Genomic DNA, 25722 nt, shown 5'->3' on the forward strand with positions numbered 1-25722 from the left:
AAATTAATGTAAATTAAAATACACTACTCAACATACATTTCCTTCTCTCTAAACTTCCCATTACACACTTCTCCCCACTAAAATCCTTTAACTTTTTGCTACACCAATTCCTCAAAATCCCCTTCACATAAGCTAACGTTTTCTGATTATTTTCAAACGCAATTTTAAGTGCCTCTAACACTTTCTCTCCAGAAAGTCTTTGTATCCAATTCTTCAATTCTTTCACAATATATGGGGATAAACTACTAATATTTTGTTCATAAAACTTATAAACTTCACTATTTGGAACGTCCTCTTCTATACTTTCTACCTCTTCCGCTTCTTCTTTCTCTTCAATAACTACTTGTGAACTACTATTATCCTCTTCTTTTGGCATACCAAAATGCTGCAATAATAATGGAATCGTGTATTCTTCTTCAAGGCATTTACGTAAAAAGATATGTATGAACTCATTACTTTTTACAGTCTTTAACTCACGTAATACGCACTTTTCTACATTCGTATTTGAAATAGGGTTATAGTGTAACCAGTTTATTATGAATACCTCTTTCGTTTCCGTATCATATAAAATCTTTCCATACTCAACAAACCTGTTTAGCAACTTCTCAACAGTCTCCATACTATAACCTGTTTCAAGCTCTGCCACACGCTTCGGTAATATGTAAATACCACATTGCTTCGTTTTCGTACCAGTTAACAAATATATGTAAAAATAACGCTCCTCTGGCGTTAAATCTAATATGAATTCATCTTGCCAAAAGTTCACCTGCACATTACGGTATACCGCCATATGTTTCCCTCCACTCTTTGCTAGTAAATAGGAAGATTTTAATCCTTCATTATAAAAATAGGAATGCGGGAATGGTTTTGGCATTCGAATTACAATTTTTTTTACTACTACAACGCCGGTTTCATTTTTTCGCGCTTGTTTTGTTCTTGTAGTTGTTTTTGTTTTTGTTTTTTTTAGTGATTTATTACTTGGTAGGGGCTTATGAAGGGCTTGGAAGGGCATTCTGCATTACAATCTATGAAATACAATTTGTTCTTCCTACTAAATAGGAGCTATTCCAAATTATTATTTTGGATAGCTCCTTTCAAATTCTTCTTATTTTTTACTTCTACCAATGTCAGCTTCTACATACAATTTCTTCTGCTATTTGCGGGCAGTAAAACTCTCATTTCAAAATTCGGTGAATAAACTGCTCTATTGCAATGAAAGTGACCCTCACTGATTAAAGTTTCCTTTTATTTTTGCATTGAATCTAACATCTTCACAATAAAGGCAGCCGCCTGACCACGAGTTGCTGTGCCTCGAGGATCAAACTCATTATTTCCAATACCATTAACTACCTTTAAGCTGTATAATCGTTGAACCGATTCTTTGTATGTTATTAAATGCTTATCTGTAAATGGTAATGCTACTAACTCACCTGTAATTCCTTTATATCGTAATGCTTTGTCAATCATAATAGATACTTCTTCACGAGTAATTGGTGAGTTAGGATCAAAAATCCCTTCACCACGACCATTAATAATTCCTGCACTTGCACAACGTTTAATACCGTCATGAAGTGATGGATGTACCTCATTGATATCTACAAATGACTTATTTCCCTCTGGTAGTTTAAGAGCATTCGAGATTAATTTCGCAAACTCCGCTCTCGTTACATTTCGATATGGAGCAAATACACCATTGCCTTCGCCTTGCATAATACCTAGACTGTTTAATTTACGAATATGCCCTTCAAACCAGCCACCTGTAATATCATCTTTTGGTTTTTGTACTTCTTCCTTAGGCTTTTGTACTTCTTCCTTTGGTACATTGTAGTTAATTTTAATCCAACTTGGGTCATAGAAAATCCATTCTCCATTACCTACTTTATACCAACCATTTTTAACCGCTAATACTTTGTAACGATCTCCGTTTGAAGCTTTACGTACAACACGATGTTCAATACCCGCATCACTACGTACATTGATGCCACTACCATTTACCACTAGTTCCATGCTAGGTTCAGCTGGATTATTTTCATTTGGATCAAATGAGTCATTTTTATCTTGTAAAGGCGTATCAATCTGTGTATTTATATTTGCATACCATTGAATTCCTTGTACGAAACCAGCCCAATTACCACGTGAAATTAAAATGTCAGGACATTTTTTCCCGCTCCATTGTTGATGCTTGTAAATATGATCTGCACCAATTCCTTCTTTGTTCATTAAATAACCTGCAAGTCGTTTTGCATTTTCTAAAGCTTTATTGTAATCACCGTCTTGGTTAACCGCAATCTCGATACCGATAGACTCCCTGTTTCCTGATCCATCTCCATCTCCTGCATGCCAACCGTTTTCGTTTGTTGGTAAGTGTTGATAAATTTGTTTATCGTCTACAGTAAAATGCCATGAAGCTGTTCGGAAAGTGCCTTCCGTTGCTTGCTTATATAGATATTTCGCATGATTTTCAGCATTAGCACCAGCGGCCGTATTTGCCGTCTCATGAATTGTAATGTAACGTGCTTTCATCGGATTTGCAGGACGAATATCAGAGTTTCCTGCTGGAACAATCCACTCTACAAATGGAACTCCTGCAAGTGTTCCATATTTCTTCGTACTCGGTGCACTATATTGAATACCTCTTGGCTTTGCAACAGGTTTCATTTGACGATCAGATCCATCATTTCGACCATCTACAGATTCAAATGCCTTTTCAATATTTGAAATAGCTTCCTTTTCTGCTACTTGCCCCTTCTTTGCATCTTTCATTTTGTTTAATTCTTCTGTTTCATCATGTTTATGCTTATATTCTTCTAAAAGAATTTTTTCATTTTCAGATACTTCTGCTTCGTTAATTTGTACATAATCAGGAACTGCCAACTTGAAATTAGAATAATTTAATCCGCTCGTTCCATGTTCTCCTTGGGCAATATTTAGTTGATCAGTTTGAGATTTGTTTATCTCTTCTGCTGATGCTGATAAAGGTACACTCCCTAAAATCACTAGACTTGTTGATAGTGCGATTACTTGTTGTTTGATTGTCTTATTCATTATTATAAATAGATATACACACATTTTCGCCGTGTATATATCTCAACCTCCCTTTGTTGTCACATTAATTTTAAAAATATGAATCTACTATGTACTTCTAATTTATTTTCTTTTTATTTATATATTTAAATTTCATTATTTTATGCCCGTTAAGAAAATATTTATATGTCATCCCTACAAATGAATTTCATCTAACATACTTTTTACAAAATCCGTCAACAAAAATTATTTTACAACTAATTACCAATACCGTCAAAAGCATTTTCAACAATCCACACTTTAATAGCTATAGTAAATGCTATTTCTTTCACATTATATACTATTACAAATTACCTTTAACTTGTCCGACAATTTCGTTTATCGTATTTCGATCAAACTTATCACTAATTTCGTATGGCTCACGATCTCCTACGAATTGCACGCCTACGATATCATTACGATCCTTACCGTATTGCACTTCAATGATAGATCCACGCTCTATTTGTTTCCAAATGAGGCCTGCTTCATCTTTATTATCTAAAATAATGCAGTCTTCAATATTTTCATCAATCCCAATTAACTTGTTATCATCTATATATCCAATCTCGTATTGTTGCCGTTCTTTCGCTTTTCCGCTTACTAGTATACCTTTGCTACCATATGAGTAATCCATATAGTCCTTTTTCTCCGTTTGTACCACTTTCGGCTTTTGTGCTTCAGTTTTTTCAGTAACCCCACAACCCGTAATAAGACCAATTGGCATAACCATAGTTAATACTACTCTAGTAAATTTCTTTATCATTTATAACTAACCTCACATACTAAATTTAAAATGCTATTTATTTCCTTATTATAAAATAACATGATAATACAGAGAAAGAGCCAAAGATAAAATATTATTTACATCCGTATTGTCCCTCCCTTTACATTAATATAGTATCCTCATAAGTATGAATAGCTAGGCTTTCAAAATTAATACGGGAATATTATAGAAAGTAGACATCCTACTCACATACGATTAGTATTAGAATTGAAAATATATAAGCTAGATGATTACTTATATTAAGGAAGGAAGTGCACAGCTATGGATTTTAAAACAGTCATGCAAGAGCTTGAAGCCCTTGGTAAGGAAAGAATGAAAAAAACATACATCTCTAACGGTGCACACGAGCCGGTTTTTGGCGTAGCTACAGGTGCTATGAAACCAATCGCTAAGAAAATAAAAGTAAATCAAGAGTTAGCTGAGGAACTTTATGCTACAGGTAACTACGATGCTATGTACTTTGCAGGCATTATTGCAGATCCAAAAGCTATGAATGAGTCTGATTTTGATCGCTGGATGGACGGGGCATATTTTTATATGCTATCTGATTATGTGGTAGCAGTAACTTTATCAGAGTCAACTATCGCCCAAGACGTTGCTGATAAATGGATTGCAAGTGGGGATGAGCTACGAATGTCAGCGGGCTGGAGTTGCTACTGCTGGCTTTTAGGAAATCGCAAAGACAATGAATTTGCCGAAAGCAAAATTTCCGATATGCTTGAAATTGTAAAAAATACAATTCATGCTGCGCCAGAACGAACAAAATCTGCTATGAATAATTTTATAAATACTGTAGCAATTTCATATGTGCCACTACACGAAAAAGCAGTCGAGACTGCAAAAGAAGTTGGTATAGTTGAAGTAAAACGTGATAATAAAAAAAGCAGTTTGTTAAATGCTTCCGAAAGTATTCAGAAAGAAGTCGATAGAGGAAGAGTTGGTTTCAAACGTAAATACGTTAGATGTTAGATTATTAAAAAAGGTGTCAATCAAGAAAGATTGGCACCTTTTTTTAATGTAGAAGTAGAAAATGAACTACCTCCCTAAAAATCATTCATTTCCCTCTTTACAACTTATATGTTAGAAATTTCTTCTTTCACTTTATACACCCTATCTCTTTTCTCATCGTTTTTAACAAAAGTAAGCTTTCCTTCTGTAACAAAACCTTCCAATGCTAAGCATACTTGTCCATATGCTTTTGGCTTATTCGTTGTAAATCTTTCATCTGATATTTTACCAGATCGTATTAATTGTTCGCATAACTCCAGTGCACTTATTTCTTCAGAATCCATTAATTCCAATATATCTTTTTGCAATGCTGATAAAGGTGCAGGTATCTCGGCTACCTCTACCTTTTCTTGTTTATTTTCTTTTTCGTCTTCAAATAAATCTTCAAATGAAATTTGATTCATTACATCTTTTCCTTTCTCATAACGAATTTGCTTAACATGAACTGAATCCTATATGTACTAGAACTTTTACATTTAGTTATTGTTATGTAGTCCTTACCTCTTTACATAGATTTTATAACTCATGTACATTATTTTAAGTAGTATATTTCCATTATACCAAATATACGTTCTGTCATCTATTGTAGAATTCGTTATTACTGAACTGAAATCAATAGTGAATATCCGGTGCACAAATCATGCAAACAAAAAAATGCTAATCGCATTGTTTGAACTACTTCCACATGTCTATCAAGCTAAGAAAAACGAACATCCAAAATAAAAAAGCGAGGTTACTATTGTAGTACCTGAAAAGCAGGCAGTCTTTAAGGCTTAGTTAAGTAAGTATTCTATGTTGTGAATGAAAAAGGATCTGATATGAATATCAGATCCTTTTTCATTGCTTCTTTTATAAATGTAACTTTTTTATACATACATCGTTTCACACGATAACTGGTTCATACGTGCTTACATTATTATACACTGTTTTCGCAATTCTAGGAGGAAGATTAACACACCCTCCAAATCTGACTTTTTAATAGAATCAAAGTGTATTTTTACTTACCAGACTTAATTTTTTCGTTATATTCTTCTAAAGTTAACCCTTTTTCTTTTAGATAAACAGCAACTTCTTTTCCTACATAACGATAGTGCCATGGCTCATACTTAATGCCAGTAATATTCTCTTTATCTTTTGGATAGCGGAGAGTAAATCCATACTCTGCAGCATTCTTATCTAACCATTTGAATGCATCGGTAGTTTCAAATTTTGCATTTAAATCTTCTACAGTATTCTGCCATTCAACTGAAATAATGTCTAACGCTAATCCAGTATGATGTTCACTTGCACCAGGATACTGAAGATATTCCAATGCTTTAGCACTAGCTTCTTTGTCCGACAAACCTTGAGATTTATAGCTTTTAACTGAAGCATCATAATACGTTTGTTGTAATTTTATAGCTCGATAACCTGATCTTAAATAAAGGTTGATTCCCTCTTTTTTTGCAGCTGCTACCATATCCTGATAGGAAGTTGCAATTCTACTATCTATTTTCATATTTGGCTTAGCATTTTGGGTAATACTTGTTAATTCAATTCCTAGTTCCTTTGATAACATATGCTCTCTATTTACAAGAATAATTCTCCAATCATTAGGATCAGAGATAGGTAAAACATCTTTTTTATTCGCATGTATCTCTTTTTTATTTTTATCGTTATTATTAGTAGTTTCCTGAGATGTTTGCTTTCCACTACAAGCAGCAAGACTCCATCCCATTGCCAATACCAATGCTAAAATTATAAATTTTTTAATTGTATCTCATTCCCTTTTTGTTTATTAGTCTTTATACCAATTTCCCAACACGTTCCTAGGAATCTCCTTGAAATCCTTCAAAGAAACGGGGCCGACAAATTTTTTAATTCCATGTTTTTTAGAGTCTTCATCCGAATAATCTTTTAAAAATTGAATTTTAAATTGTTTCTTACCATCAGCGTAGTCGGTTACTGTCGGTACGATTGCCGCTTGTCGTATACCAAAAGTTTTATCTTCATACTTAACAAATTGTACATAAGATAATCCTCCAACCAATGTTTCTAATTTTTCTTGCGCAGAAATAAGATTTCCAAGAGAATAATAGATTAGCGTTTCATGTCCATCTTTATTTTGTTTCCACTCAATTGGTTGAATTACATGTGGATGATTTCCAATTACTACATCTACACCTAAATCTGTTAAATATTGAGCAACTTCTTTTTGTTGCTTTGAAGGTGTAGATGTATATTCTACTCCCCAATGCACCATAACAATCACCATATCAGAGCTACTCTTTGCCTTTTCCACATCATTTTGTATCGCTTTTTTATCAATTAAATTTAAAGCCCAAGACTTATCAGCCGGAATTTTAATTCCATTCGTACCATATGTATAATTTAGTAACGCAAAGCGAATACCATTTTTTGTAATCGTTTTTATTTCATTACGCTCGTTTTGACTCTCATTAATGCCTACTGGGATAACATCCGGATATTTCTTCCAGTATTCTCTTGTATTCGCAACACCTTTAATACCCATATCCATAGCATGATTTGTCGCTTGAGTCACTATATTGAATCCAGTGTCCACTAAAGATTGGCCTACTTCTTCAGGTGTATTGAAAGTCGGATATCCCTGTACTTTTAGATTATTTCCTGCAATTGGAGTCTCCTGGTTCACGATAGCAAGATCACTTGATTTAACAGCTTTTTTGATATTTTCATAAATATAGTTATAATCATATGAACCGTCTTTTTGTTTGCCATCTTTAATTACTGCGTCATGATATAAATTATCACCCGTTGCTATTAAATTCACAACCGATTTTACTTTTTTATCTTCCGTAAAATTAGGAGACTGTTGGATAGGACTCTTCTCTACCCAATTTGGTGCTTTTAATGATGTATCTATATTAGATTCAGCCGGTGGTAATGAAGCTTTAGATGTCTTAACATCTGTATTACCACAAGCAGTTAAAAGCACTAAAAAAATAAGACATAATAAAAAAAACTTTTTACTTCTCTGTAAAGTATCTAACATGTGATCCTCTTTTCTGTTTTATTACTTATAACCAGTTCTAACAAATCATTCTTTAAAACAACGTATTTTGGTTTTACCCTTAATTATGGACGGACACTCTGTTACATCTGCTTCGGAATATACAGATAATCATTTTCCATTCTCTAGCAATCTATCAATTCCATCAGAATTGATAGATTGCTAGAAAAACATGATCCATCAGGATGTCGACTAGTTTCATATACCTGTTCCAATTGCAGTAACTCGTTTAATCTAAACAAGATAGAAGAATAGTTCATATAGCCTCTTCTCTTGCTTTACGTTTGTGAGTGGCTCCAAAAAGAGGGAATCGTTGCTGTACCCCCTTTAAATATTATGGAATCTTTGTAACTAATTTCTTTACGTTAAGCGACAAACATTATACCGATAACAATAAGTAAGACCCAAGAACTTATTTTACCAATATACGAAAAAAGTAGCAATCTTTTGACCCATATAAAGAAGCCAATTAGGAGAAATGAAAGGGAGATTCATTTTAATTAATTCCTTCATTGATTAATAAAAAAACAAGCCACCCAGCTATTGGATGGCTCTATACGATAAAGAGAATTTGTTATTGGATTACTTCAATTTCCCTTCAAAAACAATCTTCCTACCGCACGGCTCAACTACTGTTTTGCCGTCTTTCTTTACTTCATGAAAGATCGGCTCTTCCATACGACGAGACGGAGCGTAGCCTTCTTGTTCCATACGTGCTAAGCAGTCTGTAATTGTTTCATTTTCAAGTACTTCAAATTTCTTTTTATTAGGTTGTTTTGTCATGCCCTAACCTACTTTCTATTTTTCTTGATGCGAATTGATTCTTCATGTAGACCATGTATAACATTGCTAGAATTCCCATTATAATCATAACCGCAATAAAAAAGCTTGTATACTGTATTTTTTCTATAAATACGCCGCCTAATACAGGCCCCATAATACTTCCTAAACTAAAAGCGATTCCGGATAATATATTACCTGCCGGTAGTAAGTGTCTCGGTAATAAATCAGTCATAAATCCAAGCCCTAAAGAGAAACACGATCCAATAACCATACCCGCTAAAAGCATGCAGGCAAAGACGATCCAGTAATATTGATCAAATACGGCGGCAAGTAGAAAAATGCCCGTACTTATGCTAAACGTCCACGTTAATATACGATCCCTTCCGTATTTATCACTCAATATACCGAGTGGAATCTGTGTAATAATACCCCCAACTGCAAATGCTGGTAATAAGAAGGATACATCTGAAACAGACCACCCTTTACGAAGTGCGTATACTGGTAAGTTACTATTTAACATGGCCTCAAGTACACCGTATGCAAGTGGTCCTAGTAACGCAATCCACCCTAATCCAACAACTTGTTTATAACGAGAAAATGATGATTCACTCTTCACTTCTCTTTCATCTTGCGCTGGGAATGCATTTTTTGTTGGAAGTAGTAAAAGCCAACCTATTAAACAAAGTATAGTAGATATAATAAATGGTGTTGCAAGACCGTACTGCACAGTGCTTGCTAAATACGGACCAACAGCAAAACCAATTCCGAAGAATACACCGTATATCGATACTTGTCTCCCTATTTTACTTGGATCTGATGTTGTCGTGATCCACGTTTGTGTTCCGACATGAAGCATATGATCTCCGACTCCAACTAGAAATCTAAGGATAAACCATACCCAAAACGAAAATGTTTGTGTAAAAAAGAATAATGAAATAATAACGAGAAAACCACCTATAACAATAATTGGCTTCATTCCAAACCTTTGCATCGGTTTTTCAAGAAACGGCGAAATAACTAATATCCCGATGTACAATGCCGTCGCATGAATACCGTTAATACTTGAACTAACCCCTTCTTGTTCAAAAATCATTGCAATGGCAGGTAAGAGCATTCCTTGTGATAAACCAGAAATTGCTACAATCCCAACCATAATCCAAAATGTAAAACGCATTGACATCCTTTGTCCCTCTCCTTCTCACGCTTCCACTTTTCATTATAAACTGTTTTTTCAAATGCGTGTACGAATATTCACAATAAAAAAGAAGCTAAAAGAATGAACCTTTTAGCTTCCTATCCTTCCCAAACTTGCGCTTTCACATTGTTATGAAATTGCTTGAAATACGGATTCTTATAAAATGCAGTTCCATATAAGTATTGCTGTGCGTTAGCGATTGGTGGCTGCGGATATTGCATTTGTAAAGGAACTACAGCTGGCGAAACTTGCATATACAGCGGGTTTATCATCATTTTTGTATATGCGTAATGATTATATGGCGCATAAGCGATGAAAAATGGTTGATGCATTGATAATCTCCCCTTTAACATACAAATGTTATAGTATATGCAATACTGTTCATTTCGGGGATTATTTCTATTCTAACCAATCCTCTACATGTTTTATAAATACATCTAAACAATCAATAAACGGCGAGTGACCGCAATCTTCTAATACCTTCAACTCTGCATTTGGCAAATGTTTCGCTAATTCCTCACCGACTACTTGCGGTACGACATAATCTCTATCACCTTGTATGACGAGTGTCGGCGCTTTAATACGATGAATTTGTTTACTTCCCTCTACAACCCCATTATGTTCATCTGAAATATTAAATGTAATGAGCGCATAATTCACATCTACGAAATTACGTTGCGTTAACATATCATCTAAATACTTTTCATAACGGTCCGGTTCAGGTTGATTATGTGTATATATTAATAGATTCCATACTGTACGGTAATATAGTTTGTTCATATTTTTTATCGCATCTAATACTGGAGCGATTTGTACTGGATCTTGCGCAATTTCTTCTTTCGTCTTTACTAAACTTGATACAATCGGCTGCCCATTCGTATCTTTTTTAAAAATTGGGTATCCTTTCATTCCTACTGATTCTACTAAAATTAACTTTTCTACAAAAGTTGGGTGATTCGCTGTAAATTGCATCGCAACGCCACCGCCCATTGACCAGCCCATTAATGAGAATTTCTCTAGCTTTAACTCGTCGATAAATAATTTTACATCGTCTGCAAAGTCTTGTAATGAATCTATGGACTGATTATACGTTGATTGTCCAAACCCTCTTAAATCAAGAGCGTAAATATGGTATTGATCTTGCAACTTTTCAATAACTAAATCCCAGTGTTGTGACGATGTCATGTTCCCGTGAATGAGTACAAGAATATCTGTATTTCGCCTTCCAACTTCCTGATATGCAATCGTTTCTCCGTTCGATAGTGAAACAAACTCCATTGTTGCAGGCTTAATCATCACAAGTTCCCCCATTCTATTTAATAGAAAGAAAATTCTTTACTTAATTAAAGAATAGCACGTAGAATATACGTTCGCAACATAAAACCTATAAGAATTTTTTACATAAATCAACATGTCTATTACTAGACAATTATTATAAAAAAGTATATAGTTAGCTAGGTAACTAATTTGAAAGGATCAAAATACATGGACGAAAAACAACATTTTTTTCATATCGTCAGCCAGACTTCTCGAAAGTTTACGAAGAAATTTAATGAACGTGTATCTCCAACTGGATTATTTAGTGCGCAGTGGGCTGTTATTTTCCGCATTAATCAAACTGGTTCTTGTACGCAAACAGAATTATGCCAATATTTAAATGTTGAATCACCAACGATGACTCGTACGTTAACACGTATGGAAACGATGGGATGGATTATTCGTACAGAAGGTAAAGATCGCCGCGAGAAGCTCATTTCTTTATCCGAAACAGCGATAAAGATGATTCCAGTATGGCAAGAAGAAGTTGATACTTTCGAAGAAAAAACGCTAGAAGGTATTAATGAAGATGATTTACATCAAGCATTTCAAGTGTTACAACAAATTATTAAAAATTTAGATTAAATTGGAGGGATGACGATGCAAAGTGAGAAACTTTGGACGAAGGATTTCCTCGGAACTTGTTTTAGTAGTCTATTTCTCTTCTTAACATTTTACATGCTTATGACTACTCTGCCTGTCTATGTAATAGACGGCCTAAAAGGAAAACCTGAGGAAATTGGTTTAGTTGCAACTGTGTTTCTTATTTCTTCTGTTTTATGTAGACCATTCACAGGAAAATGGCTCGATGATTTAGGAAGAAAGAAAATATTATTTATTTCACTTTCATTATTTTTAGCCGCTACTGTTATGTATTTCGGTGCGCAAAGTTTATTCTTATTACTTGCCCTTCGCTTCTTGCACGGTATTGGGTTCGGGATGGCAACGACAGCTACTGGTACGATTGTAACTGATGTTGCGCCAGCTCATAGACGAGGCGAAGCACTTGCATATTTCGGCGTATTTATGAGTCTGCCGATGGTAATTGGTCCTTTTTTAGGTTTAACAATTATTTCTCATTTTTCGTTTACTGTGTTATTTATCGTTTGTTCCGTATTTTCATTACTTGCATTTTTATTAGGACTACTTGTAAATATTCCGCATGAAGCACCTGTGAGCAAACAAAAACGTGAAAAAATGAAATGGAAAGACTTAATCGAACCATCTTCTATTCCGATTGCACTTACAGGATTTGTTTTAGCCTTTTCTTATAGTGGTATTTTATCCTTTATTCCTATTTATGCGAAAGAACTCGGGTTAAGTGAAATTGCAAGTTATTTCTTCATTGTATATGCACTTGTCGTTGTCATTTCTCGTCCATTTACAGGAAAGATTTTTGATCGCTTCGGTGAAAATGTACTTGTTTACCCTGCTATCATTATTTTCACAATCGGAATGTTCATATTAAGCCAAGCACAAACTTCATTTTGGTTCCTTGGCGCAGGTATGCTAATCGGTTTAGGTTACGGAACATTAATTCCGAGTTTCCAAACGATTGCGATTTCTGCTGCTCCAAACCATAGACGTGGTTCTGCGACAGCTACGTATTTCTCATTCTTTGATAGTGGTATTGGCTTTGGTTCTTTCATTTTAGGTATTGTCGCAGCGAAATCTAGTTATCATAATATGTATTTTATCGCAGCTATTATCGTTGCTTTCACTTTACTTTTATATTATGGATTACACGGACGAAAACAAAAATTCAAAAAACAACCTACAGACGGAAAAATTTCCGCTTAACGTTAATAAGGAAAGTAAACTTCCCCGTTTACTTTCCTTATTTTGTATTTCCTTCAAGACGAGCGTATACTTATAGTAGAAATAAAAAGGAGGGCCATATATGAAACTAAAAAAATCTCCCCTACTCTTACTTTTACTAACATTCATATTTGTAATTACAGGGCTTGGGTTTACTTACTTCAAACAAAATAAAACGACCCCATCAAAACATAATGTGACAAAAGAAAACTGGTTAAATGACCCTTACTTACGTTGGTCGTATACCCATATGAAAGAATTCACTTTAGTTAATGACGTAAAAAACAATCCTGACCAAATTGCTCACTTCCCTTTCGCATTGCAAAACTTAGACGATTTTGCTGTGGAGCGTAGATTCGGAAATACAACTCCTCTAAAAAAACTTTTAGACGATAACAAAACGGATGCTTTTGTCGTTGTACATAATGGACAACTTGTATATGAACGATATTTCAATGGGTATAAACAGAATGAACCTCATGGTATGGCATCATTAGCAAAAGTCTTTACCGGGGCAATTATACAATCTCTCGCTGAAGAAAATCGTATCGATTTAGAGAAAACAGCTGACACTTACATAAAAGAATTAAAAAACACACCGTTCGGAAAAGCGACACTTCAGCAATTAATGGACATGCAAGTTTCAGCAGAATACCCGACCCACGGATATGAGCAGCCTGGGCTAGAAAATCAAGATGCACAATTATATTTAGCTAGCAATATTTTACCCCGCGGCAAAAATTACGACGGTCCGATGAAAATTTATGATATGTTACAAGAAGCAGAAGAAACTGCACCGCCTGGTTCTGCCTTTTCTTACAATAACGGATCAACAGAAACGCTCGCTTGGGTTATTCGAACTATTACTGGTAAATCATTAGCTGAAAATGTTAGCGAACGAATTTGGTCTCAAATTGGTATGGAAGAAAACGCGTATTACGTTACAGATGAAACGAAAATAGAACAAGCAAGCGCTGGCTTAAATGCAACTGCTAGAGATATGGCGAGATTCGGGCAATTACTATTAAACAACGGGGAATATAACGGAAAACAAATTCTCCCTTCTTCTATTACTGAAGATATAAAAAATGTCCAAGAAGGTGAACTTGCAATTAGCCCTGGAGCTTCCATTTCTTATCATAATCAATGGTGGATTCCCCACAATGAACAGGGTGCTTTTGAAGTGTTAGGTAGTTACGGACAAACACTTTACATCGATCCGAAAGCAAATATGGTAATTGTCCACTTCTCTTCTAACGCTACGCCAAGTAATGAAATACATTCAGTTTACTCAAATATGTATATTGATATTTCACATCATTTAGAGAAGCTTCCACAGTAGTGGAAGCTTCTTCTTGTTGGGATATTTTATTTATAATCCTATATATTAGAAGATACTGAAAGAACAACTGCTTCAAACACACCTATCAAAATTTATATAAGCAGTTTACATGTTTAATTAAGTGTTTAACTAATACATCCACACCTTTTGGAGAATTCGTTAAAACACTTCCCTTACAAAGATTGTCTGTTCATATTCGTCGAAAATTTCTTCTATTGATGAAAATAGAGTTTCTTCCGGGATGATGAACTTTATTTTTTGACCAGTTTGCAACAGTTGCTTTGAAGCCAGCTAGTAACCTTTCTCTATACTATCCCTATAAGTGCTACCCCATTTACAACCGTTTTTCTTCTAGTATATTAAAAGCAGAATCTGATACGAGGCTCTATATCAATCTATCAATAAATTACCACTCTTATAAATATCTGAATTTTCTTTATATTGAAGATTATCTCCCAAATAACCTCGAATAATTGTAATACATATACATAAGGAGGTTGATCTATTTTGTTTCGTTCCTTTACAAATGGTTGCGTCGCCTTAGTGCAACGCTTCTTGCCAGAACCGTTTATTTTATCATGTTTACTAACTGTTTTCGTTATCTGCTTTGGTATGTTTGCGATTCACCAAACACCTGTAGAAATGATTAATCACTGGGGTAATGGAATTTGGGGACTCCTCGCCTTTTCTATGCAAATGGCACTTGTACTCGTGACTGGATCTGCTTTAGCAAATGCTCCTCTTATTAAAAAAGGATTAACGAAAGCTGCCAGACTACCGAAAACGAATGGACAAGGTATTATTGCCATTTCCATTGTAAGTTTACTTGGTGCATACATAAACTGGGGCTTTGGAATTGTTGTATCTGTTTTATACGCAAAAGAAGTGGCAAGGCAACTGGACGGATTAGATTATAGACTAGCAATTGCCTCTTCTTACTCTGGATTTCTCATTTGGCATGCCGGTCTTTCTGCCTCTATCCCTCTTACGTTAGCAACAGGCGGTGAAACGTTAATTAAAACGACTGCTGGAAGTATTAAAGAGGCAATTCCGATAACAGAAACGTTATTCTCACCATACGCTCTCGTTCCAGTTATTATTTTTCTCGTTACGATGCCTCTCATTAATAAAGCGATGCATCCAGATGAAAAACATACGATAACTGTAGATCCTAGCGTGTTCCATGAAGAAGCTGCTGCTCAAGAAGTAGAAAAAAATACATTCGCTGAAAAAATGGAAAATAGCATCATTATTACACTTTGTGTTGGATTGTTAGGTCTCATTTATATTTTCAATTACTTTTATACGAAAGGATTTAATCTTACTCTCGATATCGTGATTTTTATGTTATTAATTGCTGGACTTATTTTCCACCGCACTCCGATTCAGTATATTCGCGCTTTTTCAGACTCTACGAAAAGTGCCTCTGGCATTTTACTTCAATTTCCGTTTTACGCAGGAATTATGGGCATGATGATTGGAGCAAATAGTGAAGGACTTTCACTTGGAGGAGCTATTTCTAATTTCTTTATTAGCATTTCAAACGAATCAACTTTCCCGCTCTTTACTTTTTTAAGTGCTGGTATCGTTAATATTTTCGTTCCATCTGGTGGCGGTCAATGGGCCGTGCAAGCACCAATTATGATTCCAGCTGGCGCTGAACTTGGTGTACCTGCTGCAAAAACTGCAATGGCCATTGCGTGGGGCGATGCTTGGACGAATTTAATTCAACCTTTCTGGGCATTACCAGCATTAGCGATAGCTGGTTTAGGTGCTCGTGACATTATGGGATTTTGCGTTGTGAACTTACTATATGCAGGTTTTATCATTAGTCTATGCTTCTTATTTATTTAAACGAAAAGCTAGTTTTATACTAGCTTTTTTACATAATAAATCATTTATTTCCCATGCAATTTATAACTGTCTTCCACTCTATGTCCGTAAGATGTAATGACTCAAATGCAAAAAAATCTTCGCAAATTTTTCCAATCAAGTATGGATGTTCCCTCAAAAAATTCCACTGTAACGCTTTAGGAAGAAAATATGTTTCATATTCTTTACTTCCCCTTACTACCTCATCTACTTCTCTTTCACAAATTCCTCTTATTAAATAATCATTTCTTAACTCTATTTGAATTTGTTGAAATGTATCGCTGCATTTTTTCAATTGAAGTAAACACGTAATATACTTTCGAAAAAGTTCGTTATCATACTGACAACAGTTTATAATACGATCGACTTCATTCATAATGTACGAGCCTTTTCTTCTATTTGTAATAACCATTTTTCGCGCTTTGATACTTTACTCGTTTTCACAGATTGAAACACTGACCGTTTTATATCACGAATGCCACAAAAACGTAAAACACCTCTCTTCATCATAATCCAATCTGCTGATCGATATAACAATGCGACGTACCATAGAGGCGAGTCTAACGTATTAATAACCCACGCTTTTTTCCCTTGCAATAATCCTTTCGGCAGAGCCCCTTCATATTTATAAGCAAATTCAGCTACGAAAATACGGTCAATAAAACCTTTTAAAATAGCTGGCATCCCCCACCACCATATTGGATAGATGAATAGAATTGTATCTGCTTCTTCTACTAACGTTCTGTATCGAGCTGTTTCTTCTTCATTTACTAAATCACGTCTTTTCTTCTCTTCATTAAATACGAGGACTGGATCAAATTGTTCTTTGTATAAATCAAGTACGGTAACTGAATGATTTGTTTCCTGTAGTCCTTTTTGCACATGATTTAAAATCGCCGCATTAAAACTTGAAGGACTAGGATGAGCGTATACAATTAGTACGTTCACTACATAACAACTCCCTCTATAAGTTAAAGTTTCCCCTTCTTTAACATCTTCTCTACAATTTGCATGTTTTTCGAACTTTGCAACAGTCGATTTAATACAGTAAGTAACTCTTCTTTTTCTAAATCTTTCAGTTTCTCTTTAACTGCACTCTCACCAGCACCTTGAATATCATAAACAACTGCCGCCATATGTTTACAATAATTTTCATACGGACATTCGCAACTACTTTTTGAAAAATCTTCGAGATCAATAACTACTTCATAATTCCCTGCATTTCCAGTAACGAAAGCAAACACTTTGTTATCTTGTATTTCAACATCTTCTACATGTCCATCTTCATAATATTCATATCCCTTATCTACAACGTACTTTGGGATCCATTTCGTTATATCTTTTAATAAGTAAGCGTACATAATTGTACCCCTTCCTTTAATTCCCTTTTGACTTCCAAACCCCTGCATGTTATTCTAAGAACTGTTAAATAGCAAGTCTATTTTGCAAAACGACTGACACCTATTCGGCGAAGGTGTCTCTTTTCATTTGCAGCCGATACGAATTGCCTCTTTCAGGCACATTCAATTTTTGACACTACACACTCAACACCATTCCCTGTATCAGGCTGCTTAAGCAGTCTTTTACTCTACATACTCCGTTATTTTTAAAAAAAGAGAGCTTAGCTCCCTTTTCTCGCCTTATAAAATACCCCTTTTTCAGTATAGAGATATTCATCAGCTAATGTAATTTTCCCATCCAGTTTCAGTTCATCTAATAGTCTTGATAAATAAAATTGATGTAACATCTTTTTCGTGAATTTTCCTTCATGATGCGAAACGATATGTTCTTGAATATCTAACAATGATATTGGCTTATCTTGCTCTATCATATATTCATAAACTGTACTACGCAGTTTTACGTATTTTTCGAGTGTCACAGCAATGCGCAACCCCTTTCTTCTTAATATAAATTTTCGTAATCGGTTTTTTTGCAACAAAAAAACCTCTCCGATAAGAAGAAGTTACGTATATATCTTCGTCTTATCTCCCAGAACAAATATGTTCTGCTGGAATTAGCACCTGCATCGCGGTTGCTGGGTTTCATCGGGCCAGTCCCTCCACCTCTCTGGATAAGAAAATATTCACTTAATTCTTACTATACGTAATTTCATTTTAATTGTCAAACAAATATAACAAATAATATTTTCTTCTTTACTGTTCATACTATACATATATGAATATGCAAGGAGGATTATGAAATGCATCAAAATGCTCGCGGATATGTACAAGATTCTTTTCAATCATTACAAGAAGCAAAACATTGTTTAGAAGAAGCATTACAGACTGTTGAAAAAGATTTTAATCGCGCTCGTATTGAGCAATCCCTTTATGCGATCGAACAAGCTATTCAACGCTGCGATTACACCGTTCACATTTTAGAACAAGATTGAAAAAACTTCCCATCATAAGGTGGGAAGTTTTTTCAAATGGCATACTTCATAATTATTGCCGTTATGATTAAAAAATATACAGAATTCACAATTTCTAAAATCCCTACTTTTATAATAGAAATTTTTTTGCCATACAATATAATGGCTCGAATGACACTTGGTATAAAAATAAGGGAGCACCACGGATTAATTGCAAATACAATGATTGTTAATAGAATATGATAACCCCAAGATATAAAACGATACTTCGGATTATTTTTCTCACGTATCATCGTTTTCACATAAAACGTACTACCTAAAAAGTATAAGAATGAAATAAGTGCAATGAATAATGCTGTATGATCGATTTGTTTCATTGAAAAATAATAACTAATTAACCCACCAACACAAAACACAATGATCGCACAAATATCATTTAATAGTGCCCTTTCATTTTTTTGACGAGCATAATGCATATTTACTATAAATAGTGGAATCATGACTATTACGAATAAAAGAATGCGCCATTCATATAATAGAGAAATCATCCCAAATACGAACGCAATAATAAAATATACAATTGAAGCATGTAAATACTCTTTTTTTCGTTTTTGTTTTATGTACATAAGGAATGGATACGTAGCTAAATAGATAAAGAACCAAGCTATAAACAATGGAATGTGATATATAGTAGGTTTTCCAAGTATGACACTTAATAGAAATGGTATAGCAAGCATCGCCCATGCACCATGTTGCTTCGGAATAACTAACTTCATTAACTATACACCTCCCTTTTGAAAATAGTTCTCACCTATTATTATACGAATAATTTTATATAGTAACGGATATATATTGGACTATTTTTTGACAATAAAAAATGCTCCTTACAATATGTAAGAAGCATGAAAGAGGCAAACGAATATGTAAGTCGCGACCCTACCTTATATGAGTATGCTTTTCTATGCTATGTTATGCTTATCTAATATACCGTATTTCTTTTTAAATCTTGTGAGAATCGTAATCCAAGAAGTACTAAATAATAGTAAGAAGACAACATTCGAAATTGCATGGCTCAAATCGAAATAAAAACTTGCGATGTAATACGAAATGACTGTTTCCCACGTTGCCTCTCGTATAAAACCGAGAAGTCCCCAGAAATTCATAATCCAGCCAAATAAAAATCCAACAAACAATCCGTACAGGAGTCTTCCCCATAGCTTTTTCATTAAAAATGTATTACGCAATAATCCAGCTATAAAACCAATCATACCCCATGAAAACATTTGCCACGGCGTCCACGGACCTTGCCCTAAAAAGATGTTAGACACAATCGCTGCTGTTGCACCGATCATAAAACCCGCTTCACTTCCAAACACAATTGCAGAAACGATAATAACAAAAGAAGTTGGTTGTACACTCGGTAAAATAGAAAATGGTACGCGGCTAACTGCTGCAATTGCTGCTAATACAGCAACGAGAACAATTTCACGTGAAACAAACGCCTTTCTTTCAAAACGGATATAGAAAGGTAACATAATAACAACTAATAAAAACAAACTACTTAACATGTAATAACCGTCCATAATAAGTGTAGTAAAGAGTAATGTGCCTATTATTACTGCAAAAATACATATTATGAATGCAACATATCGTTTGGACACGCTTCGTACACATCCTCCCACGTTAATGCATATGGCAATTCTTTTCGAATGAATCGATTGATAGATGTTGTATAAAAGAAGTTGCCGCTAAAAAATTCTTTCGGTGCATCATTCATAATGACTGTCCCATCAAATAACATCATACATTGATCAACGTATTTCGCAGCGAACTCAATGTCATGCGTTGCCATTACAATTGTTGTTCCTTCTTTTTGCAGCTTCCTAAATAGTTCTCCTACTCTTTCTTTCTTCCATGGATCTAATCCCTTTGTCGGTTCATCAAGTAATAATAACGTTGGCTTTGATAATAACGTTGTACATAATGCAAGAAGTTGTTGCTCTCCTCCGCTACAATCATGCGGATGGCGTTCTTTAAGCGAATACAACCAAAACTGTTTTAGCGTATCTTCTGCTATTTCTTTTCCTTGTTCTCCATATAATTCACGTGCACGTTCATACACCTCATCCCACACTGTATCAAATGTAAAATGATAATATGGATACTGCGATACATACCCAATACTTTTAAACCGTTCTTTCGAATCAATTTTATGTATCACTTTCCCGTTCCACTTTACTTTCCCTCTTCTCGCTTTTTGTAATCCTGCTAAAATTGTTAACAGTGTAGACTTACCTGTACCGTTCTTCCCAACGAGCGCTACCCATTTTCCTTTTTCAATCGAAACTGATAAATCACGTAAAATAAGCGGACTATTTTTTTCGTACTGGAATGAAATATGCTCTGCGCTTAAAATTACCTCTTGCTTTTCACTTTGTGCTATTGGCTCATTTACATATGATATCGCTGAAAAATTATTCATTTTCATTTGCGCCTCTCGCACCGTAAACGGAATATCTCTCACATTCCACTCTAAAAATAGCCTTGGAATTTGCGGAATAAATGGACGGAATGTTTCTACTCCCCACATATTCGTAATAACAGTTTTAGGACTACCATCATACATAATACAGCCATTATCCATACAAACAACGCGTGTTGCAAGCGGGATAACTTCATCTAAACGATGTTCACTTAAAATAATCGTAATTCCAAGTTCTTCATTAATCCGTTTTAATAATCCTAAAAACTCTTTTGCAGCAATTGGATCTAATTGTGCTGTCGGTTCATCTAATAATAATAACTTTGGCTGCATAACTAATACCGCAGCTAAATTAACAAGTTGCTTTTGCCCACCAGATAACGTGTGAACAGATTGATGCAATAAATCTTGAAATCCTAAAAAGCTAATAAGCTCTACTATTCGTTTTTGAATAATATGTGATGGTAACCCAATATTTTCTAAAGAAAATGCTAATTCTTGAATAACTGTATCCATTACGAGTTGATTTTCTGGATTTTGAAATACCATACCAATTTCTTGAGCAGATAACAAATCAGGTACATTTTCTAATAAAGTACCATCATAATATGTATCCCCAGTACGCTTACCAATTGGAAGTAATTCTTTTTTAAAATGTTTTAATAAAGTCGTCTTCCCGGATCCTGATCCGCCGGCAAGTGCAATAAACTCTCCTTTTTGAACAGAAAGAGAAATATGCTGTAACGCTTTTTCGTTTTCATCAGCATATACAAATGATAAATTGTTTATTTCTGCATGCGCCACCATAACCACTCCCTTCCTTCCATTATAATTGGTAAACTAATAAACATCGTAAATACGATAAACATCATCCCATCGTATTGCTGAAATAAAATAGATTCGACTTTCGGATAAATGATTAACTTTCCTCCGCCATACGTACTACATATGATAGCAATTATAAATAGAATACTTAAATAACTGAGCGTATACCAATCTCGTTTTTCCATTCTATAGCGAATATATGTCGTACGTTTCGTTACACCAAATCCACGAGCTTGCATAGAATCTGCCGTTTGCAGTGCATCTTCCAATGAACAAATTAATAATACTTGCAGCAATTGCATACCATTTTTGACGCGTTCAATTATCGAACCTGAATCTACCTGCACACCTTTCGTCTTTTGAACGAGTGTGATTTTCTTTAATCGCCTTATAAACAAAGGAACAAATCTCACTGTAATCATCGTTAACAATGCAACTTTCGGTGAAATTCTTGAAAACAAATATAAAAATTTATGACTGGAAATAATATCATTGTATGACGCAAACGTAAACATAACTGCAACTAGTAATAACCCCATTACTATTCCAAACATAATCGCCTCAAGCTTAATACGGCTATCACCTAACCAAAACAACGTAGTTCGACCTCTATGCGTTAATAACGAATTAAATAAAATTACCATAAAAAAGAAAACAATTGTGCTCGGTAGCATCTTTCTTATCTTTTCGCTATTTCCTTGCATCACATTTAACATAATAATTAATACTATTGCTCCAATTAAAAAAAGAGGATGAAGACACATCATACATAGTATCATCACCCCGATATAATAGAAAAAATTCACAAAAGGATGTAAAGAAGAAAAACTTATTTTCATAGCCCTTTACCGAATGCCTTTCTTATTGTAATACGTATACCCACTCAATTGTATCTCCTGGTTTTACCGTAGCTACACCAGCACTATGGTTTGGAAAAGCACCGTTCACACGATATTTCCATCCACTAGTATCCGCAATATCTTTTTCATATAAATCATTAATACCTTTTACATAAATACTATCTCTAGATCCGCTTGCATCAACATCTAATCCTGTACGTTGTAATACTTTATACACAGTATCGCCATCTTGTACATCCATCTTTTTCGCACCCATTATATATCCGTTATTTCCTTTTACCGAGATTGTTACTTGTTTTGCTTTAGGTACTGGTGGTACTGGTGGTGGCACTGGGTTTGATGGTGGTACCGGTGTTGGTGGAGCTGGTACACTATTGTTCTCTTCTGACTTTTTCTTTTGCTCCTGCTTCGGTGTTTCTTTCGGCTGATTCACAACCTTTGCTTCTTCTTTTACTTCTGGTGCTTTCGGTTGTTGTTTCTCTTCTTGTGCTTGTTGCTGCTCTGGTTGCTTATTTACAGCCGGCTGTTCTTTCGGTTGTTCCTGTTGTTTCTCTTCTTTCTTTACCTCTGGTTGTGCCTGCGGCTTTTCCTCTTTCGGCTTCTCTTCTACTTTTTGTTCTTGTTTCTCTTTCTGCTCTTCTTGCTGCTTTTGCTCTGATTCAGCTTGCTTTTCTTCTGTTTTTTCTTCCGGCTTCGCTTCATCTTTTTGTTCTTCTTGTTTCGCTACCTCTTCTTGCTTCGGTTCTACCTTCTTCTCAGGCTTTACAGCTGCCTCTTCACATCCGGCAAGTAGCCCAAGCGAAAGCAGTAAAGAAATGAACCATTTCACCTTACTCATCCTATCTCTCACCTTTCATACGAAAATTAGGAGCAAATAATTGCTCCTAATTTTTTGTTAAGCTGCTTTACGTCTCCATAATACATATGCAGAAGTAATACATAATACACCCATACCTACTTCTGTTGCTGCACTATGAGAAGATGCTCCTGTTTTTGGTAGACTGTTACCGTTTCCGATTTTTTTATTCTTAACCGGTTCGTTATCTACAACTACTTTTAGATTTTCATCTTTTGTTTCTTGTTGTACTTGGTTTTGTTCTTTCGGTTCTTCAGTAACTTCTTTTTCTACTACATTATTTTCTGGTTCAACGACCTTTTCTGGCTCTTCAATCGGTTTTGGCTTAATTACATCACCAGCGTCTACATTAGACCAATCATAAATAGATTTTCCCATTTCCTTAAATTGAAGTAATGCTAAAAGAGCCTGTTCTGTAGCCATTCCGTTACCATTTTGATCACTTGGTAACCATTTAAATTCACCATTTGAAAGTTGATATGATAATAGGTTTTGCATTGCCTTATGAAGACGATTTTGATCTACATCTTTAACAAGTGATAATCCAATAATTGCTTGCGCAGTACTATTTGAATTTTCTTGTCCATCAGCTGAAAAACCGCCATTTTGCAGCTGTTCGTTATATAAATACGCAACAGCTTTTTGTATAGCTGGTTTCACATCTGATCGCTCTTGATAAGGAGCTAATGCTGATAAAACCATACCTGTTACATCAACGCTACTAGCACTATCTTTACTACCTGAACTATTATAAGTCCATCCACCGTCTGTATGCTGATTATTTAACAGTGCTTCCACTAGAGCAACTCTGTTCCATTTTGATTCAACTGGAATCTCATACTTCTTCGTATCAAATGCAAGTAAAGCAAATGCATAACCTGTAACAGAATTCACTTTATCTGACTCATACAATTTTTGAACTAAATTATGTCCACCTACATTTTTAGGGTCTGCACTCATTGCATTCATCATAATAATTGTTCTAGCTAAATCTGTCGCTGAAAAACGATTAATGCGCTTTTCTACTTTTTCAGTTACTGACTTAACATAATTTAATTTTGCCTCAATTGGCACATTCTTTCCAGAACGAGAAAGCGCTACAGCTACCCAATCACTTTCAATTCCATCTTGTAACATCTTGTCTGATGTTTTAGAAATGGCTTCATTTAATTGTGCACTTGGAACTTGAATGTTCTCTTGCTGTGGTTGTTCTGGTTTTTTCCCATCTGGCGTTTTACCGTCTTGATCACCTTGGTTTTTCTCATCTGGCGTTTTACTGTCTTGATCACCTTGGTTTTTCCCATCTGGTTTTTCACCGTCTTGATCACCTTGGTTTTTCCCATCTGGTGTTTTACCGTCTTGGTCACCTTGATTTTTCCCATCTGGTGTTTTACCGTCTTGGTCACCTTGATTTTTCCCATCTGGTGTTTTACCGTCTTGGTCACCTTGATTTTTCCCATCTGGTGTTTTACCGTCTTGGTCACCTTGATTTTTCCCATCTGGTGTTTTACCGTCTTGACCTTCTGGTTTTGGTTCTTCTGTTTTGCCACCGTTAGGTTCTTCTGTTTTACACGTTCCGAACTTATCTAACGTTTCTTTCAATGTTTCCTGGCTCATATTGCTCCAGTCTGAAACAAAGCGAAAGACAACAACATCTCCAGACTCTAATTTATAACTATCTGCCCCAACTTGTGCAGATGTATCATTTACATCGTATGTCCAACCACTTGTAGCTCCGGCCATTAAACCATCGATGCCTTTTACATATGTTCCAAACGACATCGTTTCAGATTCTACTTTGTCCCCCATGACCTTTTGCAGCAAACTTAAAGCTGTTTCCCCATCTTTAATTTGCTCTTCTTTCGGACATAACATAATGCCTTTTTGTGATTCCCCAATAATTGCAAGTTTTGCTGTATTTCCTTCAGCAAACGTAATATGTACTGTATTCGCAAAAGAAACAAATACAAGTGTCACTGCCATTAAAGACGTAAGCAGCCATTTTTTCAACATTGCCATCCCAAAATTTCCTCCCTTACTACCATTTACACAAAAAAAGGCCCTTCAAGGGCGTGCGATTGACACTCTCTTTTTGTAAGTGTCGAACAAAAATGT

General features: G+C 35.1%; 26 protein-coding genes and 1 riboswitch. Of the genes, 6 read left to right on the forward strand and 20 right to left on the reverse strand.

Annotated elements, in window-relative coordinates:
• Nucleotides 1-13 precede the first annotated feature (13 nt).
• From ACW0JX_RS15805 to ACW0JX_RS15815, 3 genes are all read right to left on the reverse strand, one after another.
• On the reverse strand, nt 14-790 hold the full coding sequence (locus ACW0JX_RS15805; protein WP_089172135.1) for a DnaD domain-containing protein: 777 nt from the start codon (nt 788-790) through the stop codon (nt 14-16).
• Between the two features lie 455 nt (nt 791-1245).
• Nucleotides 1246-3045: an S-layer homology domain-containing protein gene (locus ACW0JX_RS15810; RefSeq protein ID WP_459244906.1), complete on the reverse strand. Its 1800-nt coding sequence runs from the start codon at nt 3043-3045 to the stop codon at nt 1246-1248.
• A gap of 322 nt (nt 3046-3367) precedes the next feature.
• Nucleotides 3368-3826, reverse strand: coding sequence for a hypothetical protein (locus ACW0JX_RS15815; protein WP_459244907.1), 459 nt, complete (start codon nt 3824-3826; stop codon nt 3368-3370).
• Nucleotides 3827-4108: 282 nt separating this feature from the next.
• On the opposite strand from ACW0JX_RS15815, the gene ACW0JX_RS15820 reads away from it, so the two are divergent.
• Nucleotides 4109-4816: a DNA alkylation repair protein gene (locus ACW0JX_RS15820; RefSeq protein WP_459244908.1), complete on the forward strand. Its 708-nt coding sequence runs from the start codon at nt 4109-4111 to the stop codon at nt 4814-4816.
• A 104-nt stretch (nt 4817-4920) separates the two neighbouring features.
• Here the strand turns inward: ACW0JX_RS15820 and ACW0JX_RS15825 are convergent, their stop codons facing one another.
• The 7 genes from ACW0JX_RS15825 to phaZ all read right to left on the reverse strand — a co-directional run bounded on the left by ACW0JX_RS15825 (nt 4921) and on the right by phaZ (nt 11160).
• Nucleotides 4921-5259 carry a DUF3895 domain-containing protein gene (locus ACW0JX_RS15825; protein ID WP_063547964.1) on the reverse strand — a complete coding sequence of 113 codons (339 nt, stop codon included), beginning with the start codon at nt 5257-5259 and terminating at the stop codon, nt 4921-4923.
• Between the two features lie 593 nt (nt 5260-5852).
• Nucleotides 5853-6584, reverse strand: coding sequence for a M15 family metallopeptidase (locus tag ACW0JX_RS15830; protein ID WP_000241993.1), 732 nt, complete (start codon nt 6582-6584; stop codon nt 5853-5855).
• Nucleotides 6585-6632: 48 nt separating this feature from the next.
• Entirely contained in the window at nt 6633-7868 is a 1236-nt protein-coding gene (locus ACW0JX_RS15835; RefSeq protein WP_459244909.1) for a CapA family protein, read from the reverse strand.
• Nucleotides 7869-8468: 600 nt separating this feature from the next.
• Nucleotides 8469-8669, reverse strand: coding sequence for an NETI motif-containing protein (locus tag ACW0JX_RS15840; protein WP_000166303.1), 201 nt, complete (start codon nt 8667-8669; stop codon nt 8469-8471).
• Nucleotides 8653-9849: an MFS transporter gene (locus tag ACW0JX_RS15845; RefSeq protein ID WP_000062798.1), complete on the reverse strand. Its 1197-nt coding sequence runs from the start codon at nt 9847-9849 to the stop codon at nt 8653-8655. Before ACW0JX_RS15845 ends, ACW0JX_RS15840 begins: the two co-directional genes overlap by 17 nt.
• A gap of 113 nt (nt 9850-9962) precedes the next feature.
• Complete coding sequence (locus tag ACW0JX_RS15850) at nt 9963-10196, reverse strand: hypothetical protein (RefSeq protein ID WP_141241014.1); 234 nt, start codon at nt 10194-10196, stop codon at nt 9963-9965.
• A 67-nt stretch (nt 10197-10263) separates the two neighbouring features.
• Complete coding sequence (gene phaZ, locus ACW0JX_RS15855; protein WP_095690506.1) at nt 10264-11160, reverse strand: intracellular short-chain-length polyhydroxyalkanoate depolymerase; 897 nt, start codon at nt 11158-11160, stop codon at nt 10264-10266.
• 189 nt (nt 11161-11349) lie between these two features.
• Between phaZ and ACW0JX_RS15860 the strand changes: the two genes are divergently transcribed.
• The 4 genes from ACW0JX_RS15860 to ACW0JX_RS15875 all read left to right on the forward strand — a co-directional run bounded on the left by ACW0JX_RS15860 (nt 11350) and on the right by ACW0JX_RS15875 (nt 16195).
• Nucleotides 11350-11766 carry a MarR family winged helix-turn-helix transcriptional regulator gene (locus ACW0JX_RS15860; protein WP_000343680.1) on the forward strand — a complete coding sequence of 139 codons (417 nt, stop codon included), beginning with the start codon at nt 11350-11352 and terminating at the stop codon, nt 11764-11766.
• A gap of 15 nt (nt 11767-11781) precedes the next feature.
• Complete coding sequence (locus ACW0JX_RS15865) at nt 11782-12981, forward strand: MFS transporter (protein ID WP_001190333.1); 1200 nt, start codon at nt 11782-11784, stop codon at nt 12979-12981.
• 100 nt (nt 12982-13081) lie between these two features.
• Nucleotides 13082-14341, forward strand: coding sequence for a serine hydrolase domain-containing protein (locus ACW0JX_RS15870; RefSeq protein WP_423096944.1), 1260 nt, complete (start codon nt 13082-13084; stop codon nt 14339-14341).
• Nucleotides 14342-14848: 507 nt separating this feature from the next.
• Nucleotides 14849-16195 carry a short-chain fatty acid transporter gene (locus ACW0JX_RS15875; RefSeq protein ID WP_459244910.1) on the forward strand — a complete coding sequence of 449 codons (1347 nt, stop codon included), beginning with the start codon at nt 14849-14851 and terminating at the stop codon, nt 16193-16195.
• A 40-nt stretch (nt 16196-16235) separates the two neighbouring features.
• On the opposite strand, the gene ACW0JX_RS15880 is transcribed toward ACW0JX_RS15875, so the two are convergent.
• From ACW0JX_RS15880 to ACW0JX_RS15895, 4 genes are all read right to left on the reverse strand, one after another.
• Nucleotides 16236-16589: a group-specific protein gene (locus ACW0JX_RS15880; RefSeq protein ID WP_459244911.1), complete on the reverse strand. Its 354-nt coding sequence runs from the start codon at nt 16587-16589 to the stop codon at nt 16236-16238.
• Nucleotides 16586-17161, reverse strand: coding sequence for an NAD(P)H-dependent oxidoreductase (locus ACW0JX_RS15885; protein WP_423096950.1), 576 nt, complete (start codon nt 17159-17161; stop codon nt 16586-16588). The genes ACW0JX_RS15880 and ACW0JX_RS15885 overlap by 4 nt, the downstream gene beginning before the upstream one ends.
• Before the next feature lie 23 nt (nt 17162-17184).
• Complete coding sequence (locus tag ACW0JX_RS15890; RefSeq protein WP_366987413.1) at nt 17185-17574, reverse strand: SWIM zinc finger family protein; 390 nt, start codon at nt 17572-17574, stop codon at nt 17185-17187.
• Between the two features lie 260 nt (nt 17575-17834).
• On the reverse strand, nt 17835-18152 hold the full coding sequence (locus tag ACW0JX_RS15895) for a hypothetical protein (protein ID WP_002094089.1): 318 nt from the start codon (nt 18150-18152) through the stop codon (nt 17835-17837).
• Between the two features lie 40 nt (nt 18153-18192).
• A riboswitch (SAM riboswitch) is annotated at nt 18193-18291 on the reverse strand.
• A gap of 122 nt (nt 18292-18413) precedes the next feature.
• Here ACW0JX_RS15895 and ACW0JX_RS15900 point away from each other — a divergent pair.
• On the forward strand, nt 18414-18605 hold the full coding sequence (locus ACW0JX_RS15900) for a hypothetical protein (RefSeq protein WP_000554029.1): 192 nt from the start codon (nt 18414-18416) through the stop codon (nt 18603-18605).
• Nucleotides 18606-18637: 32 nt separating this feature from the next.
• Here ACW0JX_RS15900 and ACW0JX_RS15905 read toward each other — a convergent pair whose 3' ends face one another.
• The 6 genes from ACW0JX_RS15905 to ACW0JX_RS15930 form a co-directional block, all read right to left on the reverse strand.
• Nucleotides 18638-19360 (reverse strand): YwiC-like family protein, encoded by a 723-nt coding sequence (locus ACW0JX_RS15905; RefSeq protein WP_069355944.1) that lies wholly within the window; start codon nt 19358-19360, stop codon nt 18638-18640.
• Nucleotides 19361-19543: 183 nt separating this feature from the next.
• Nucleotides 19544-20245: an ECF transporter S component gene (locus ACW0JX_RS15910; RefSeq protein WP_023522507.1), complete on the reverse strand. Its 702-nt coding sequence runs from the start codon at nt 20243-20245 to the stop codon at nt 19544-19546.
• The gene (locus ACW0JX_RS15915) at nt 20218-21873 is read right to left on the reverse strand and encodes an ABC transporter ATP-binding protein (RefSeq protein ID WP_459244912.1); all 1656 of its coding nucleotides are present in this window, start codon (nt 21871-21873) and stop codon (nt 20218-20220) included. The genes ACW0JX_RS15910 and ACW0JX_RS15915 overlap by 28 nt, the downstream gene beginning before the upstream one ends.
• Nucleotides 21852-22730, reverse strand: coding sequence for an energy-coupling factor transporter transmembrane component T (locus ACW0JX_RS15920; protein WP_015055161.1), 879 nt, complete (start codon nt 22728-22730; stop codon nt 21852-21854). The genes ACW0JX_RS15915 and ACW0JX_RS15920 overlap by 22 nt, the downstream gene beginning before the upstream one ends.
• 22 nt (nt 22731-22752) lie before the next feature.
• Complete coding sequence (locus tag ACW0JX_RS15925) at nt 22753-23589, reverse strand: DUF4430 domain-containing protein (RefSeq protein ID WP_095690499.1); 837 nt, start codon at nt 23587-23589, stop codon at nt 22753-22755.
• A 57-nt stretch (nt 23590-23646) separates the two neighbouring features.
• Nucleotides 23647-25626 (reverse strand): DUF4430 domain-containing protein, encoded by a 1980-nt coding sequence (locus ACW0JX_RS15930; protein WP_459244913.1) that lies wholly within the window; start codon nt 25624-25626, stop codon nt 23647-23649.
• Nucleotides 25627-25722 lie beyond the last annotated feature (96 nt).

Source organism: Bacillus sp. C-3-6 (assembly GCF_054509685.1).

Excerpts from the sequence above, each read along its gene's own strand:
- ACW0JX_RS15805 (WP_089172135.1), bottom strand. The coding sequence starts at position 790 with ATGGCGGTATACCGTAATGTGCAGGTGAACTTTTGGCAAGATGAATTC.
- ACW0JX_RS15860 (WP_000343680.1), top strand. The coding sequence starts at position 11,350 with ATGGACGAAAAACAACATTTTTTTCATATCGTCAGCCAGACTTCTCGA.
- ACW0JX_RS15880 (WP_459244911.1), bottom strand. The coding sequence starts at position 16,589 with ATGAATGAAGTCGATCGTATTATAAACTGTTGTCAGTATGATAACGAA.
- ACW0JX_RS15840 (WP_000166303.1), bottom strand. The coding sequence starts at position 8,669 with ATGACAAAACAACCTAATAAAAAGAAATTTGAAGTACTTGAAAATGAA.
- ACW0JX_RS15905 (WP_069355944.1), bottom strand. The coding sequence starts at position 19,360 with ATGAAGTTAGTTATTCCGAAGCAACATGGTGCATGGGCGATGCTTGCT.
- ACW0JX_RS15890 (WP_366987413.1), bottom strand. The coding sequence starts at position 17,574 with ATGTACGCTTACTTATTAAAAGATATAACGAAATGGATCCCAAAGTAC.
- ACW0JX_RS15815 (WP_459244907.1), bottom strand. The coding sequence starts at position 3,826 with ATGATAAAGAAATTTACTAGAGTAGTATTAACTATGGTTATGCCAATT.
- ACW0JX_RS15915 (WP_459244912.1), bottom strand. The coding sequence starts at position 21,873 with ATGGTGGCGCATGCAGAAATAAACAATTTATCATTTGTATATGCTGAT.
- ACW0JX_RS15900 (WP_000554029.1), top strand. The coding sequence starts at position 18,414 with ATGCATCAAAATGCTCGCGGATATGTACAAGATTCTTTTCAATCATTA.
- ACW0JX_RS15925 (WP_095690499.1), bottom strand. The coding sequence starts at position 23,589 with ATGAGTAAGGTGAAATGGTTCATTTCTTTACTGCTTTCGCTTGGGCTA.
- ACW0JX_RS15835 (WP_459244909.1), bottom strand. The coding sequence starts at position 7,868 with ATGTTAGATACTTTACAGAGAAGTAAAAAGTTTTTTTTATTATGTCTT.
- ACW0JX_RS15810 (WP_459244906.1), bottom strand. The coding sequence starts at position 3,045 with ATGAATAAGACAATCAAACAACAAGTAATCGCACTATCAACAAGTCTA.
- ACW0JX_RS15845 (WP_000062798.1), bottom strand. The coding sequence starts at position 9,849 with ATGTCAATGCGTTTTACATTTTGGATTATGGTTGGGATTGTAGCAATT.
- ACW0JX_RS15850 (WP_141241014.1), bottom strand. The coding sequence starts at position 10,196 with ATGCATCAACCATTTTTCATCGCTTATGCGCCATATAATCATTACGCA.
- ACW0JX_RS15865 (WP_001190333.1), top strand. The coding sequence starts at position 11,782 with ATGCAAAGTGAGAAACTTTGGACGAAGGATTTCCTCGGAACTTGTTTT.
- ACW0JX_RS15930 (WP_459244913.1), bottom strand. The coding sequence starts at position 25,626 with ATGGCAATGTTGAAAAAATGGCTGCTTACGTCTTTAATGGCAGTGACA.
- ACW0JX_RS15825 (WP_063547964.1), bottom strand. The coding sequence starts at position 5,259 with ATGAATCAAATTTCATTTGAAGATTTATTTGAAGACGAAAAAGAAAAT.
- ACW0JX_RS15920 (WP_015055161.1), bottom strand. The coding sequence starts at position 22,730 with ATGAAAATAAGTTTTTCTTCTTTACATCCTTTTGTGAATTTTTTCTAT.
- ACW0JX_RS15820 (WP_459244908.1), top strand. The coding sequence starts at position 4,109 with ATGGATTTTAAAACAGTCATGCAAGAGCTTGAAGCCCTTGGTAAGGAA.
- phaZ (WP_095690506.1), bottom strand. The coding sequence starts at position 11,160 with ATGATTAAGCCTGCAACAATGGAGTTTGTTTCACTATCGAACGGAGAA.
- ACW0JX_RS15870 (WP_423096944.1), top strand. The coding sequence starts at position 13,082 with ATGAAACTAAAAAAATCTCCCCTACTCTTACTTTTACTAACATTCATA.